This is a genomic window from Vibrio sp. E150_018 (genome assembly GCF_053544035.1).
Genome location: NZ_JBHGNY010000025.1, coordinates 1 through 15,407, shown reverse-complemented (window position 1 = coordinate 15,407; position 15,407 = coordinate 1). Strand labels below are relative to the sequence as shown.

Below are 15,407 nucleotides of genomic sequence, written 5' to 3'. Positions count from 1 at the left end.
CTGTATCAGCTTCATGGTGAATTTAGTCGCAGGATTAATTGCTTATAGTTTTCAAGAAAAAAAGCCGAGTATTAAAGTTACTCGGCTAGAAAAACAATTTCTTATGCAGATCTGAGGTTAACTAAATATAACGGCCTTATGCCTAAATGGGTATGGAAAAATCTCGTTTTGTTGCGTACCATTTAAAAGTAGTGTTGCTGGTTTATTTATCAGCAATCACGTCATAACTCCGAGCGTTAATTACTAAGTTCATTATTCATTGTATCAATGACTACTGGATACGTTTTTAAAGCCAGTGACATACTGTCACCAGGGTTGGTTTAGAAATGAGCCTTCCTCCCGTATTTGGAAAGGTGTTTCGTGACTCAATTAGTTTCCCAATATATTCCTGATTTTTCGGGCGTATTCGATGTGGCATCTCCCATATCAACTACAGAAAATGCTCAATTTGTCGATCGTTTTTCGCGCAAGTTTTACTATTTACGTCTGTCGATTACCGATGTGTGTAATTTTAAATGCACCTATTGCTTGCCTGATGGTTACCATCCAACCGGAAAGAAGAACTCGTCTTTTTTAAATCAAGCTGAAATTAAACGTATAGTTAATGCCTTTGCTGATTGTGGTACTACTAAAGTCCGCATTACTGGTGGTGAGCCGACATTACGCAAAGACTTCAATGACATCGTTGCATCCGTTGCACAAACCTCGGGCATTACTAAGGTTGCGACTACAACCAATGGTTACCGTATGGCTAAGCAAGTTGGCGATTGGAAAGAGGCTGGTTTAACGCATATTAATGTCAGTATTGATAGCCTTGATCCTCGTTTGTTTCATCAAATAACCGGTGAAAACAAATTTCATGAAGTGATGGCTGGTATTGATCGTGCATTTGAAGTTGGGTATCAGCAGGTTAAGGTAAACGTTGTTTTGCTGAAGCAGTTTAACGGCCATGCGTTACCGAGCTTTTTAAACTGGATTAAAGATCGCCCGATTCAATTACGTTTTATCGAGTTAATGCAAACTGGTGAAATGGATGAATTATTTGAACAGCAACATCAATCTGGTGTCAGCATTCGTAATCATTTAATTGCAAATGGCTGGCTACTGAAGGTGAAAGAAGCCAATGATGGGCCGGCGCAAGTGTTTGTGCATCCTGACTATCAAGGTGAAATTGGCCTGATTATGCCGTATGAAAAAGGTTTTTGTGAAACCTGTAATCGTCTGCGTGTTTCTGCGACAGGCAAACTGCATTTGTGTTTGTTTGGCGAAGAAGGCGTAGAGTTGCGTGATTTGTTGCAACAGGATGAGCAAGAAAAAGATCTTATTGCACGAATTCAAGGCGCGCTCGATACCAAATCTGTCAGCCACTTTTTACAGGAAGGCAAAACGGGGATGACACCACACCTGGCCTCTATCGGCGGTTAATTTCCTCTTATCACTTTATGTTTCATCTTTCCGTTTAAAAATTTCTAATAAGGAATGATATCCATGTCTCAATTTACTCATATTAACGCCTCTGGCGAAGCCAACATGGTTGATGTATCTGCTAAACAAGAAACGGTACGTGAAGCGCGGGCTGAAGCTTGGATCACCATGTCTAAAGAAACATTAGACCTTATTGTATCGGGTTCGCATCATAAAGGTGATGTATTTGCTACGGCACGTATTGCAGGCATTCAAGCGGCCAAGAAAACATGGGACTTAATTCCACTTTGTCATCCTTTACTGCTTTCAAAAGTAGAAGTTCAGTTAGAAGCTAAGCCGGAAACCAATCAAGTTCGCATTGAATCTGTATGTAAACTAGCTGGTAAAACGGGCGTTGAAATGGAAGCGCTAACCGCAGCTTCAGTGGCGGCGTTGACCATTTACGATATGTGTAAAGCAGTGCAAAAAGATATGGTGATTGGTCAAGTTCGTTTACTTGAAAAAACTGGCGGTAAGTCTGGTCGTTTCGTGGCTAATTAATAATCTTGGGAAGGTTGAACAATGATTAAGGTTTTATTTTTCGCTCAAACTCGTGAGCTAATTGGTGTTGATTCAGTGACAGTGGAGGCCGATCAGGTTACAGCAGAGTCGTTACGTCAGCAGTTATGCAACAAAGGTGTACAATGGGCGCAAGCGCTACAATCTGGTAAATTGCTGGTGGCGGTTAACCAAGATATGGTGAAAATGGATACCGTGCTTAAATCTGGTGATGAGGTTGCCTTTTTCCCACCAGTAACAGGAGGCTAATATGTCTTCGGCAGAAATGGTTAGCGTACAGTTTGAAGATTTTGATGTTGGTGCTGAGTATCAGCAACTTTCACAAGGTACTGATGCGGGCGCGATAGTAACCTTTGTTGGTAAAGTGCGAGATATGAACCTTGGAGATTCAGTCACCGGATTGAGCTTAGAACATTATCCAGGAATGACTGAGCGTTCTTTAGTTCAGATATGTGAACAAGCAAAATCACGTTGGCCACTTTTGAATATTCGTGTGATCCATCGTGTTGGCGATTTAGACTTGGGTGATCAAATTGTATTCGTTGGTGTTTCAAGTGCGCATCGTAATGCGGCATTTGAAGGCTGTGAATTTGTGATGGACTACTTAAAAACTCAAGCACCATTTTGGAAGAAAGAACGAACAACCGAAGAAGTTCGCTGGGTAGATTCTCGTGATTCAGATGCCAAAGCGGCGGATCGCTGGAAGTAGATTAAAATTGATACTTTATAATATGAAAGCTTCTGAACATATTTGCTCAGAAGCTTTTATTTGTTTTGAACTATGTGTTTGTGAACGACTTAGTTTAGACTTCTAACGACGTTAATTTAGGGTAGGTTTGGAAACGAACGCCCATCATGTGTTCCATGCAATGAACCACTTGGCAGCTATAACCAAACTCATTGTCATACCATATATATAAAACACAGCGATTATCTTGCGCGATGGTTGCAGCCCCATCAACCACTCCTGGATAACGTGAACCAACTAAATCCGTCGAAACAATTTCCGTGGATTGTGTATAGTCAATTTGTGGTGATAACTCAGAGCGATACGCCATTTGTTGTAAGTAGTGGTTCAACTCTTCTTTGTTTGTGTTTTTTTCTAGATTCAAATTAGCCACTGCCATTGATACATTTGGCGTTGGAACTCGGATCGCATTACCTGTGAGTTTCCCCTGTAATTGAGGTAGTGCTTTGGCGACAGCTTTAGCCGCTCCAGTTGAGGTTAACACCATATTCAATGACGCACTGCGGCCACGGCGTTCGCCTTTATGGAAGTTATCAATTAAATTTTGATCATTGGTATATGAATGCACAGTTTCGATGTGACCAGATAAAATACCATAACGATCATTAACCGCTTTTAGTACTGGCGTTATTGCATTGGTAGTACAGCTGGCGGCAGATACGATGCTATCGCAAGCTTCTATATCTTGATGATTGACACCAAAGACAATGTTTTTGATTTCACCTTTACCGGGCGCAGTTAATAATACTTTTGAGCTGCCTGGACATTCTAAGTGCTGACTAAGCCCTTGCGCATCACGCCATACTCCCGTGTTATCTACAACTAATGCTTCTTTAATTCCATACTGTTTGTAATCCACTTCTTGTGGAGAATTAGCATAGATAAACTGGATGTAGTTGCCATTAACAATTAACGCACTATTTTCCTTGTCAATAATGATGCTGCCATTAAATTGTCCATGCACCGAATCACGGCGTAGCAAGTTGGCACGTTTTTCTAAATCACCACCTTTATCTCCACGTACAACTACTGCACGTAAACAAAGCGGGTAACCTGGACCGCTTTTTTCAATCAAAAGTCGGGTCAATAAACGCCCGATTCGACCAAAACCATATAGAACTACGTCTTTAGGATCGGTAACGGTTTGGCCATTTAGCGCCTCTCTCAGTTCTGAAACTAAGAAATGACCTATACTGCCGGATTCATGACACTTATATTGTTGGCTGAGTTTGCCAATATCAATATAACAAGGGGAAAGAGGCATATCGCAAAGCTGTTCAATCAGAGGTTCAATTTGTTGTAGATTAAGTGATTGGTGAGTGTAGCGATGAGCGAGGTGAGTCAGTTTGATCATGTCGATGGTACTGGCATTAATTAATGTCTTACCAAACATGAGGAGCTCTACGCCTTTTTGTCGGTAGAGCTGAGCAATTTTAGGTAGTAAGTTCTCGGCAATGGTTTGAGCTTGTTGCCATTCTTGTTGATGGGCTTGAGCATTCATGTGGTTACCTTTTATGAGTACTGGATTAGTAAAACAGGTTTTCTGGGCATGGTGTCACTCTTGTTGGTGATTATTTGGCGTGTAATTGATATGCCAGAAAATTTGCCGAAGATTGTATGGTCAGACAGATGATTATGCTAAGAAAATGTGAAATTTGATTGAGCTTTTGTTAACTGGTTCACGTCAAGATTTGGTTTTGTAAAAAGGTTGGGTGTATTTGGAGGGCTGAAACTTGTACCTTGAAGTTACTTGGCTACATACGTTTAAACGAAAGGCTTACTCATAAAAATGAGTAAGCCTTTGAGTTTTAGTTAATCTGGGTTTTAGTTAATTTGAATTTTGAAAACTTAGTCACAGTTGGCTGCGCCCAAGTTTTTCCACACGCCCCATTCGCCAGATTGAGATGGGTCTTGTCCTTGAGTCCACCATTTGGCTTCATATAAGGTTCCATCTTGAGTGACTTTGTCTCCACCAGTATAAACGTTTGCAGCATCCCATGCGTTGTCACAGGTATCGATAGTGCCTGACTTTTTCAGTACAACTACAGAAGCTGAAGCTTCGTTCGTCAACTCACCATCACTTACGATTACCGTAAAGTTAAGCGTTGTATCTTGCTCATATTCATCGGCAACAAAGTTAATGCTTGAACCTGAACCCGTTACGCCTGATGGCAAAGTCCAAGTGTAAGTTAGATCATCGCCTTCCGCATCAGTTGAACCTGAAGCATCGACCGTTACGGTATCGCCAGCATTAACTTGATCAGGAGCGCTTAAGTTAGCAACGGGAGCAGTATTTGTTGGTTCTAGATCAATAGGGTTAACAGTAATGACCACATTATCGATATTCGTTGCACTTTCATTATCGGTGACCGTTAAAGAGAAGCCTAAAGTTTGGACTTCGGTTACTTCAGCAATATCAAAGCGAGCAGTTGCAGAGCTTGAGTTTTGAAGAGTAACGGATGGACCAGAAGTTTGCGTCCATTGATATGATACAATGCTGCCATTACGATCACTAGAAGCAGACCCATCTAATGTTACCGTAGCAGGACCGACAACCGTTTGATCGACACCTGCGCTTGCGGTTGGTGCGTAGTTGGTAGGCTCACCCGCTAACCCTTCGTGCATCGCATTAAGGATGTCACCGTTATCGGCATCAATTTCCCAAGAGAATAAACCCGCCAAGCCTAAGCTGCGAACATATTCACCTTTAGCAATAACAGAGCGAGGGCTATCATAGGTCACTAACTTACCATTTGAACGGTTCCAAACCCATGCAGCTTCAGCTTGTTCATCATAGCCAGCCTCAAAGCCGTTGATGCCTTCACCATTTGGACCAATCATAGTGCTCTTCACACCTTTATAGTCAATAACACCTGCTTCCCAGACACCTTGCTCTTTCGTGCCGGTTAGTTTGCCGTTACCTGTACCCGTCATTGGATCACCTGCTACAGTTAAGCTTTCAGGCATGACACCATCCCAGCCTCGACCATACATAGCTGCACCTACAACCAGTTTATTAGCTGGAACACCTTGCTCTAGTAAAATATTGATTGCGTTGTCTGTTGTATAAGCAGGGCCTTTGTATGGTTCACCTTCTGCATCAATACCTGTACCATCACATTGGCCAGGGCGCATGAAGCTACCACAGTAAAGGGCAGTTTGGTGACCAGGAACATTATTCCAACCACCGTAGAAGTCATAAGTCATGGCAAAGATGTAATCCATGTACTGAGCCGCGTCAGCATAATCGACATCTTCTAACTTATCGTAACCAACACCAATTGCTGAAGTCAGTTCGTATTCTTTACCATTTTGAACTTCTAATTCATCTAACATGGCGCGTAATTCACGCATTAACGAAATATAAGCTGGACCATCGTTAACAGGATCACCTAGGTCAGCTGCTTGACCGCCGCCACCTGGGAATTCCCAATCAATATCCACACCGTCAAAGAATTTCCAAGTTGTTAGGAACTCTTTAACGGATGCTACAAAGATGTCGCGTTTAGACTTATCAGTGAAGGAAAAAAATGGGTCAGAAAGCGTCCAGCCACCGATAGATGGGATAATTTTAAGATCAGGATTACGTTGTTTCAGAGCCATCATCATACCAAAGTTTCCTTTGATAGGGGTATCGTATTCATGTCCTGCTTGTTTGAAACTCTTTTGGTATGCAGCCCATGGGTCATGGATAACCACGTTGTAATCTGGCACGCCCTGACAAGCGGTTTGCAATGCATTAAAGCTGTTACCGCCTACTGATTTAAGAGATTCATTTGGTCCACAGATAGGGATAAACCCATAAAGGATATGAGTTAGATTATCGGCTGGAAGGTTATCAACGGTATATCCGCGGTCATAAATACCCCATTCAACAAAGTAGGTTCCGACTACTGTATTTGGATCCGTATTATAAGTTTTGTTATTTGGATCGATGTTCATGGTTAATGGCTTTAGATGAGAACCATCGGTATCGGCAATGGAAAGCTCAGTAGGTTGCGTTTTCGTACAACTTGTCGTATCACAAGCTTCGATTTCCATTTGAAATACACCACCTTGGGCATATTCAAATGATGCTGTGGTCTTACTGCCGCTAATCGGGCCGGTTGCGACTTTTTCCCCATCAAAGTAAATGTTGTAAGTGTCACCTCTTTCACCGCTATATTGATTAAAGATAATGTCTAATTGGGCATTATCATGGTATTGAACCATGTCGTTGTAACCTGAAGTTGTTTCCATCGCGAGATCGATTTTAGAAAACTTAAGGTTTTTAGATCCGTACATATCCAAACTTGGCATTGTCGGGGCAGCCATGACTGAGGCAGACCCTAATGCTAGTGCAATACTCACGGTTGTGAGATTGAAACGTTTCATAGTCATTTCTCTCTTTAGTCCTTTCTTAATGTGCTCACCTAAAAAAGTTCAAGTGAAACCTGCACTTCACTTGTGCATCAGGAGCAGTGTTGATGAGATACTATGGGTCAACAAAGAGCAAAAAGACAATTTTGAATCGATATACAAATAATAATTCGTGTTATGAAATATCTTTCAGGCAAAGTCTACTTGAAGTCTCTATTTGATAAAACTTGTCAAAAATAGGGTTGAAAGTAATAAAAATTGAACTACGCCCAAGTGACTTCAAGATGCAGAATTCAGAGCTATCATCGAAACCTTTAGGCAAGGAAGATTGGCGAAGGAATGTAAGCACCTTTCAAACCAATCTGAGGCGGCATAAAGGTTTTTGGATGAAGCTCCCGAAGGGCAAGTTAAAACAAGCTTTAAATGGCGTTAAATTGAACAGAGACAGAATAACTATGATCATGTCCAATTTGCCTTGCCTAAAGCTTGTTTTATTCTTGCTGAAACTCGCATCTTGAAGTTACTTGGGTATATATCCCCGTTGTGTTTGAAGCTTTTTTGTTGTCTGCACTTATTCCTCTCAATTGAATAGACGAACTATGTCCATGGGATTTCATTCACTTGTCGTCACTGTAACTCCAACTACTTTGGGTTATAGAAGGGAAGTAACAAAGATTGATATTCACATAGACAGAGTGAATTTAACTATGCAATCGATTTCATTTGGATATACATACTGTTAATAGGGAAAAGTGTAATCTATGTTATGTTTTTATTATTTTGTTGTGGTGGATCCCAGAAAATATTGATAGCTTACTCCGCTCTATATATCGATATAACGGTACTGGTTAGAGTAAAAATCGAACAAAACTTTAAAAATTAGTGAAGACTACTAATTGACCAATGCTAGATAGTTATAATCGATATAAAGATGTCACGGATGCATTAATATAAAAAATTGGAGTTTACCCATATGCGTAAAAATAAAATCACTCAGGTGATCCTACTTGGTGCCGGTCTTGCTTTCGGTGCTGCTTCTCTTTCTGCTTCTGCTGCTCAAGTACCTGCAGGCGTTAAATTAGCGGAAAAACAAGAATTGGTGAAAGGCAACGGTGCAGAAGTTGCTTCTATCGATCCGCAGAAAACCGAAGGCGTGCCTGAATCCAATGTGATTCGTGATTTATTTGAAGGCCTAGTGAACCAAGACGCAGACGGTAACGTTGTTCCTGGTGTGGCTGAAAGTTGGGAAACTCAAGACAACAAAACTTTTATCTTCCACTTACGTAAAGATGCAAAATGGTCAAATGGCGATCCTGTCACGGCTGATGACTTTGTCTTTACTTTCCAACGCGCTGTTGATCCTGCAACTGCATCGCCATACGCATGGTATTTAGAAATGACTACCATGAAAAATGCCGCGCAAATCATTTCTGGCAAAGCCGATAAATCAACTCTTGGCGTGAAAGCAATTGATGCAAATACGCTTGAAGTGAGCCTTGAATCTGCCGTGCCTTATTTTGTGAAAATGATGGGGCATACCACGGTTAAACCAGTGAATAAAAAAGTACTGGAGAAGTGGGGCGATCAGTGGACGAAGCCTGAACATTTTGTAAGTAACGGTGCTTATGTCCTGGATAGCTGGGTACTGAATGAGCGCATGGTGCTAGTGCGTAATAAGAATTACTGGGATAACGACAGTACGGTTATCAATAAAGTGACTTATCTACCAATCGAAAGCCAAAATGCTGAAATGAACCGTTTCTTAGCTGGTGAACTTGATATGACGGATGAGTTGCCAAATGAGCAATTTAAACGTCTACAAAAAGAGCATCCTGAAGATGTTAAAGTGGTGGGTAACCTATGTTCTTATTACTATGGTTTCAATAACCAAAAGCCACCGTTTGATGATGTACGTGTGCGTAAAGCTCTTTCTTATACTATCGACCGTGATGTGATGACTCGTATCTTGCTTGGCCAAGGTCAAAAACCGGCTTATTTCTTAACACCAGAAATTACTGCCGGTTTCCATCCAACTATGCCGGAATACGGTACATGGACACAAAAAGAACGTAATGAGAAAGCAAAGCAATTGTTAGAAGAGGCTGGATATAATAAGTCGAATCCTCTTAAATTTAACCTGCTTTATAACACCGATGATAACCACAAGAAAAATGCCGTTGCGATTGCATCTATGTGGAAAAAATCACTTGGCGCGGTTGATGTGACTTTAGAAAACCAAGAGTGGAAAACTTACCTCGATACGCGTCGTCAGGGTAACTTTGACGTCACTCGTGCGGGTTGGTGTGGTGACTATAACGAAGCATCTGCATTTTTGTCTTTAATGCAGTCTAACAACAGTTCGAATGATCCTCGTTACCATAGCAAAGAGTATGATGCGGTAATGGAAAAAGCACTTAATTCGACAAGCGATGAAGAGCGTGCTGATTTGTACGCGGAAGCAGAAAAACTATTGGCTCGTGATATGCCAATTGCACCAATCTTCCAATATGTAAAAGCACGTTTAGTGTCTCCACTAGTCGGTGGTTATCCTATGAATAATGCGGAAGATAAAATTTATACTAAAGATCTGTATAAAATCGCCAAATAATCATTGATAAAGATTAGGTTCTGTATGGAGACATGCAGAACCTATTTTAATCTTTCTAAAGCAATCTTTCTCACCGTTTAAAAATACAAAATCATAATAATAAAAATAATATTTACCCAAGTAAAACGGGTATAACAAGGAATGTTCATTGATAATGGGCAAGCTATTTATTAGTCACAACTGGAAGTTTTACTATGTTTAAATTTATTCTTAAAAGGCTTATCGAAGCGATACCGACCTTGTTGGTATTGATCACGGTGTCTTTCTTCTTGATGCGCTTTGCACCAGGTAATCCGTTCTCGAGCGAACGCCCATTACCTCCTGAGGTTATGGCCAATATCAACGCTAAATATGGGCTCGATCAGCCGGTATTAGTGCAATACACCACTTATTTGACCAATATTTTACAAGGTGACTTTGGTCCATCATTTAAGTATCAAGATTACACGGTAAATGAACTGGTTTACGCTGCTTTGCCGGTATCTGCCAAAGTGGGCTTTTTTGCCTTTGTGTTTACTGTGATTATGGGGGTAGGGGTCGGAACCATTGCGGCGCTTCGGCAAAATACTTGGGTAGACTACACCATTATGTCGACCGCCATGCTCGGGGTAGTGATGCCCTCATTCGTATTAGCACCTGTTTTGATTTATATCTTCTCGATTAACCTAGGTTGGTTCCCTGCTGGTGGTTGGAAAGATGGTGGCTTCCAGTATTTATTCTTACCTATGGTTGGTATGTCTCTGCTTTATGTGGCGACGTTTGCCCGTATTACTCGTGGCAGTATGATTGAAACCTTGAACAGTAACTTCATCCGTACAGCGCGCGCAAAAGGTTTGAGCTACAAATACATTATTTTTAAACATGCGTTAAAACCTGCATTGCTCCCTGTTGTGTCATACATGGGCCCAGCGTTTGTTGGCATCATTACCGGTTCTGTGGTTATCGAAACTATTTTCGGTCTACCGGGTATCGGTAAATTGTTCGTTAACGCCGCCTTCAACCGTGATTACTCACTAGTAATGGGAATTACCATTCTGATTGGTTTCCTCTTCATTCTTTTCAATGCCATTGTCGACGTACTACTGGCTTATATTGATCCGAAAATTCGTTACTAATCAGGGACTGACGCTATGTTAACTAAAAAAGAAAATTTAGAAGCGATCGAAAAGTTCTCTGAGAACTTAGAAATTGAAGGTCGCAGCCTTTGGCAAGATGCTCGTATTCGCTTTATGCGTAACAAAGCTGCAATGGTGAGCTTGGTGATTTTGGCATTGATTACATTATCAGTGATTTTCCTACCAATGTTCGCCCAGTTTGCTTATGACGATACCGATTGGTATTCATTACAAGCTGCGCCTTCTACTGAACATTTATTCGGCACCGATAGCCTAGGCCGAGATTTATATGTTCGTACCTTAATGGGCGGTCGAATCTCTCTGATGGTTGGAGTTCTAGGTGCATTTGTTGCGGTATTAATCGGAACTTTATACGGTGCAGCTTCGGGCTTTATCGGCGGTAAAATCGACCGTATTATGATGCGTATTTTGGAAATCTTATACGCCGTACCTTTCATGTTCTTGGTGATTGTACTGGTGACTTTCTTCGGTCGTAATATCATTTTAATCTTCGTTGCGATAGGGGCGATTGCTTGGCTTGATATGGCACGGATTGTGCGTGGTCAAACACTCAGTCTACGTAATAAAGAATTCATCGAAGCCGCGCACGTTTGTGGCGTAAGCAACTGGAAAATTATTACTCGTCACATTGTGCCAAACGTGCTGGGTATTGTTGCCGTTTATTCAACGCTGCTCGTACCAAGTATGATTCTGACCGAGTCTTTCTTATCTTTCCTAGGTCTAGGGGTGCAAGAACCAATGACCAGCTGGGGGGCACTACTGCAAGAAGGCGCACAAACCATGGAGATTGCTATTTGGCAATTAGGTTTCCCTGCCGCGTTCATGGTAGTCACGCTGTTCTGCTTTAACTATGTCGGCGATGGTCTGCGCGATGCGTTAGATCCAAAAGACCGTTAATTGCTGCCTAAGCCAAATAGAATTTAAGGAAAGATAATGAGTAATTTATTAGATGTACAAGATTTAAGGGTTGAGTTTAAAACCCAAGACGGCATGGTGACTGCGGTTAACGATTTAAGTTTTTCAATCAAGCAAGGTGAAACCCTTGGCATTGTAGGTGAGTCTGGTTCTGGTAAATCCCAAACCGTCTTTGCCATCATGGGTTTGTTAGCAAAAAATGGTGTGATCAGCGGTAGTGCCAAATTTGAAGGCAAAGAAATTTTAAACTTGCCAGAACAAGAGCTTAATAAGATCCGCGCAGAACAAATTGCGATGATTTTCCAAGATCCTATGACCTCATTGAACCCATATATGAAGGTTAGCGATCAGTTAATGGAAGTATTAATGTTGCACAAAGGCATGGGAAAAGCCGAAGCGTTTGAAGAATCGGTACGTATGCTTGAAGCGGTAAAAATTCCAGAAGCTCGTAAGCGTATTAATATGTACCCACATGAGTTCTCTGGTGGTATGCGTCAGCGTGTGATGATTGCAATGGCATTGCTTTGTCGCCCGAAACTACTGATTGCCGATGAACCGACTACCGCACTAGATGTAACGGTTCAAGCACAAATCATGGACTTGTTGAATGAGCTTAAAGAGGAATTTAACACCGCAATTATTATGATCACCCATGACCTAGGTGTTGTTGCCGGATCTTGTGACAAAGTACTGGTAATGTATGCTGGACGTACTATGGAATACGGTACGGTCGATGAAATTTTCTATAAACCAAGCCACCCATACAGCGAAGGCTTACTACGTGCCATTCCTCGTCTTGATACTGAAGGCGAAGAATTACCAACCATTCCAGGTAACCCACCGAATTTGCTACGTTTGCCAACGGGTTGTCCGTATCAAGAACGTTGTCACCGCGTTACCGATCGTTGTCGTCAAGAAGCACCACAACTTCTACCATTTGGTGAAGACCGTTTCCGTGCTTGTTTTTCTGAATGGGAGACTTGGAAGTCATGAGTATTACAAATGAAGTAAAAACAGAACAACCAAGTACGGTTGAACCTACAACAAAAATTGAAAAAGTAGCATTAACGGATAAAAATTTACTACTGGATATCAAAGACTTAAAAGTTCACTTTAATATTGCCTCGAAATCCGCTTGGCCATGGTCAAAACCAGCTAAATTAAAAGCAGTTGATGGCGTTAATGTTCGCTTATATGAAGGCGAGACTTTGGGTGTGGTAGGCGAGTCTGGTTGTGGTAAATCAACGTTTGCTCGCGCAATTATTGGCTTAGTCGAAGCCACCGAAGGCGAAGTGCTGTGGTTAGGCCAAGATTTAACGCGTATGCAAGCGGTACAAAAACGTGAGAAGCGCAAAGAAATTCAGATGATTTTCCAAGATCCGTTGGCGTCGCTTAATCCTCGTATGACCGTTGGTGATATTATTGCTGAGCCCCTAGTGACGTTTTATCCAAAGCTATCGAAGGCAGAAGTGAAAGCCAAAGTAAAAGCCATGATGGATAAAGTTGGTTTGTTACCGAACGTGATTAACCGTTACCCACATGAGTTTTCAGGTGGTCAATGTCAGCGTATTGGTATTGCCCGTGCGTTGATTTTAAATCCTAAAATGATCATTTGTGATGAACCGGTATCAGCACTCGATGTATCGATTCAAGCGCAGGTAGTGAACCTACTAAAAGAACTACAGCGTGAATTAGGCTTGAGTTTAGTGTTTATTGCTCACGATTTGTCAGTGGTAAAACACATCTCAGATCGCGTATTGGTCATGTACTTAGGTAATGCGGTAGAACTCGGTGAGGCAGATGCACTATTTGCTAACCCAAAACACCCATACACCAAAGCCTTGATGTCAGCGGTGCCGATTCCCGATCCTAAAAAAGAACGTGCCAAAGTGATTCAAATGTTGGAAGGGGATTTACCTTCTCCTATCAGCCCACCATCAGGCTGTGTGTTTAGAACCCGTTGTCCAATTGCCACTGCGCAATGTGCGGAACAAAAACCTCAGATTAAAGGCACCGATGTTCACGCAGTATCGTGTTTGCTAGTGGATTAATCCGACCTGAAAATTAAGTGAATCAAAGCAGTGCTGAAAGGTGCTGCTTTTTTATTGCCTATTTCTTTTTATTACCAAGGTTTTAGGCGGTGAGCGTTAAACGACAGGTTTCTTTTCTAAGCAACGGCGGCATAAACAGACGTTGTAATTTTCAGTTATTTCACGCTCTTCTATTTCAAAACACCAGCAAATGTCTTTCCCAGCAGCTATATCACAAAAAGTATTGTCACCACATTCAGGGCAGGTATGAGTGCTTTTTTTACCACTGAGTTTGGCCATCACTTGAGAGTGGGCGTCATCATCCATTTTTCTCCACTGAAGAATTTCACTCATGGTGCGGTGGCATCCAGAGCAGATCCCCGTGTTATTTTTACAAGCTGCAATACATGGTGTTTTCATAATGGGAAGTCAGTAATGAATGAGTCGAGGCTTTATTGTAACAGAGACTTTATCATGGCTCACTCCTTCAAATCTTTCGAACAAAACCGTCAAGTCGTTGTGGTGTGACTGAGCGCTAGGCTACTTATACTGAAGATACTAAACAGAATACAGAACAGGAGAGTACGATGGGTAAGTTAGTCGAAGGTGTATGGCAAGATGTTTGGTATGACACTAAATCGAGCGGTGGTAAATTTGTTCGTGAAGATGCCGGTTTCCGTAATTGGATTGAAAATAAGCCAGGTGCGACGTTTCAACCAGAATCAGGTCGCTATCACTTGTATGTGTCTCTTGCTTGTCCGTGGGCGCACCGCACCTTAATTATGCGCGAGTTAAAAGGATTAACCGACCATATTGATGTCACAGTGGTTAGCCCAGATATGTTGGAAAATGGCTGGGAGTTCAGCCAGCCCGAGCCACTATTTGGCTTTACGAAGCTTCATCAAATTTATACCCAGGCCAAAAGTGACTATTCAGGCCGTGTGACGGTTCCTACGCTGTGGGATAAGAAAACCAACACCATAGTCAGTAATGAATCATCAGAAATTCTGCGCATGTTTAATTCGGAGTTTAATGATGTAACGGGTAATACTGATGACTACTACCCGCAAGAACTGAGATCTGAAATTGATCAATGGAATGAGTTTATTTATCCCAACATTAATAATGGGGTATATAAAACCGGGTTCGCTACCTCCCAACAAGCGTATGAAGAAGCGTTTGATAGTTTGTTTGAAGGGTTAGATAAAGTGGAGCAGCACCTGTCTCAGAGTAAGTATCTGGTTGGTGAGCAAATCACAGAAGCGGATTGGCGTTTGTTTACCACTTTAATTCGCTTTGATGCGGTTTACGTTGGTCATTTCAAATGCAATTTAAAACGTATTGTTGAATATCCCAACCTTTATCGCTATATGAAAGCACTGTATCAAGTGCCTGGAATCAAAAGTACTGTGAGTTTTGAACATATTAAGCGTCATTATTACTTTAGCCAGAAGAGTATAAACCCAACTCAAGTCGTGCCTAAAGGACCAGAATTAGATTTAGATAGTTAACCTGAGCTGCGGATAAGAAATGAACTAAATGCCCAAGTCGCGATCAGATCGTTTATCTAGAACTATCAATCGCAAGGACTTGGGCATGATTAATTTAGAAGCTATTTACACTGATGT

Annotated in this window: 13 protein-coding genes, 1 pseudogene and 1 riboswitch; of the genes and pseudogenes, 11 read left to right on the top strand and 3 right to left on the bottom strand. The window is 41.6% G+C overall.

What is annotated here, in order from left to right; all coding sequences use genetic code 11:
- The 5 genes and pseudogenes from ACE3G9_RS15295 to moaE all read left to right on the top strand — a co-directional run.
- Nucleotides 1-115, top strand: a pseudogene (locus tag ACE3G9_RS15295) (IS982 family transposase); the annotation flags it as partial.
- 100 nt (nucleotides 116-215) lie between these two features.
- Nucleotides 216-372: riboswitch (molybdenum cofactor riboswitch) on the top strand.
- 51 nt (nucleotides 373-423) lie between these two features.
- Complete coding sequence (moaA, locus tag ACE3G9_RS15290) at nucleotides 424-1,425, top strand: GTP 3',8-cyclase MoaA (protein WP_449219605.1); 1,002 nt, start codon at nucleotides 424-426, stop codon at nucleotides 1,423-1,425.
- A 63-nt stretch (nucleotides 1,426-1,488) separates the two neighbouring features.
- Entirely contained in the window at nucleotides 1,489-1,965 is a 477-nt protein-coding gene (gene moaC / locus ACE3G9_RS15285; protein WP_449219604.1) for a cyclic pyranopterin monophosphate synthase MoaC, read from the top strand.
- A gap of 21 nt (nucleotides 1,966-1,986) precedes the next feature.
- Complete coding sequence (moaD, locus tag ACE3G9_RS15280; protein ID WP_449219603.1) at nucleotides 1,987-2,232, top strand: molybdopterin synthase sulfur carrier subunit; 246 nt, start codon at nucleotides 1,987-1,989, stop codon at nucleotides 2,230-2,232.
- A gap of 1 nt (nucleotide 2,233) precedes the next feature.
- Nucleotides 2,234-2,692, top strand: a complete 459-nt coding sequence (moaE, locus tag ACE3G9_RS15275; RefSeq protein WP_417878690.1) for a molybdopterin synthase catalytic subunit MoaE — start codon at nucleotides 2,234-2,236, stop codon at nucleotides 2,690-2,692.
- Between the two features lie 94 nt (nucleotides 2,693-2,786).
- Here moaE and ACE3G9_RS15270 read toward each other — a convergent pair whose 3' ends face one another.
- Nucleotides 2,787-4,232 carry a glyceraldehyde-3-phosphate dehydrogenase gene (locus ACE3G9_RS15270; RefSeq protein ID WP_449219602.1) on the bottom strand — a complete coding sequence of 482 codons (1,446 nt, stop codon included), beginning with the start codon at nucleotides 4,230-4,232 and terminating at the stop codon, nucleotides 2,787-2,789.
- A 347-nt stretch (nucleotides 4,233-4,579) separates the two neighbouring features.
- The gene (locus tag ACE3G9_RS15265; protein ID WP_449219601.1) at nucleotides 4,580-7,105 is read right to left on the bottom strand and encodes a glycosyl hydrolase family 18 protein; all 2,526 of its coding nucleotides are present in this window, start codon (nucleotides 7,103-7,105) and stop codon (nucleotides 4,580-4,582) included.
- A gap of 958 nt (nucleotides 7,106-8,063) precedes the next feature.
- Between ACE3G9_RS15265 and ACE3G9_RS15260 the strand changes: the two genes are divergently transcribed.
- The 5 genes from ACE3G9_RS15260 to oppF all read left to right on the top strand — a co-directional run bounded on the left by ACE3G9_RS15260 (nucleotide 8,064) and on the right by oppF (nucleotide 13,800).
- Nucleotides 8,064-9,698 (top strand): ABC transporter substrate-binding protein, encoded by a 1,635-nt coding sequence (locus tag ACE3G9_RS15260; RefSeq protein ID WP_449219600.1) that lies wholly within the window; start codon nucleotides 8,064-8,066, stop codon nucleotides 9,696-9,698.
- A 194-nt stretch (nucleotides 9,699-9,892) separates the two neighbouring features.
- The gene (oppB, locus tag ACE3G9_RS15255) at nucleotides 9,893-10,813 is read left to right on the top strand and encodes an oligopeptide ABC transporter permease OppB (RefSeq protein WP_449219599.1); all 921 of its coding nucleotides are present in this window, start codon (nucleotides 9,893-9,895) and stop codon (nucleotides 10,811-10,813) included.
- Nucleotides 10,814-10,828: 15 nt separating this feature from the next.
- Entirely contained in the window at nucleotides 10,829-11,731 is a 903-nt protein-coding gene (gene oppC / locus ACE3G9_RS15250) for an oligopeptide ABC transporter permease OppC (protein WP_449219598.1), read from the top strand.
- Nucleotides 11,732-11,767: 36 nt separating this feature from the next.
- On the top strand, nucleotides 11,768-12,742 hold the full coding sequence (gene oppD / locus ACE3G9_RS15245) for an oligopeptide ABC transporter ATP-binding protein OppD (RefSeq protein WP_449219597.1): 975 nt from the start codon (nucleotides 11,768-11,770) through the stop codon (nucleotides 12,740-12,742).
- Nucleotides 12,739-13,800 (top strand): murein tripeptide/oligopeptide ABC transporter ATP binding protein OppF, encoded by a 1,062-nt coding sequence (oppF, locus tag ACE3G9_RS15240; RefSeq protein ID WP_449219596.1) that lies wholly within the window; start codon nucleotides 12,739-12,741, stop codon nucleotides 13,798-13,800. Before oppD ends, oppF begins: the two co-directional genes overlap by 4 nt.
- Before the next feature lie 96 nt (nucleotides 13,801-13,896).
- Here the strand turns inward: oppF and ACE3G9_RS15235 are convergent, their stop codons facing one another.
- Nucleotides 13,897-14,199: a cysteine-rich CWC family protein gene (locus ACE3G9_RS15235; RefSeq protein ID WP_449219595.1), complete on the bottom strand. Its 303-nt coding sequence runs from the start codon at nucleotides 14,197-14,199 to the stop codon at nucleotides 13,897-13,899.
- A gap of 167 nt (nucleotides 14,200-14,366) precedes the next feature.
- Here ACE3G9_RS15235 and ACE3G9_RS15230 point away from each other — a divergent pair, with 167 nt between their 5' ends.
- The gene (locus ACE3G9_RS15230; protein WP_449219594.1) at nucleotides 14,367-15,290 is read left to right on the top strand and encodes a glutathione S-transferase family protein; all 924 of its coding nucleotides are present in this window, start codon (nucleotides 14,367-14,369) and stop codon (nucleotides 15,288-15,290) included.
- Nucleotides 15,291-15,407: the final 117 nt, after the last annotated feature.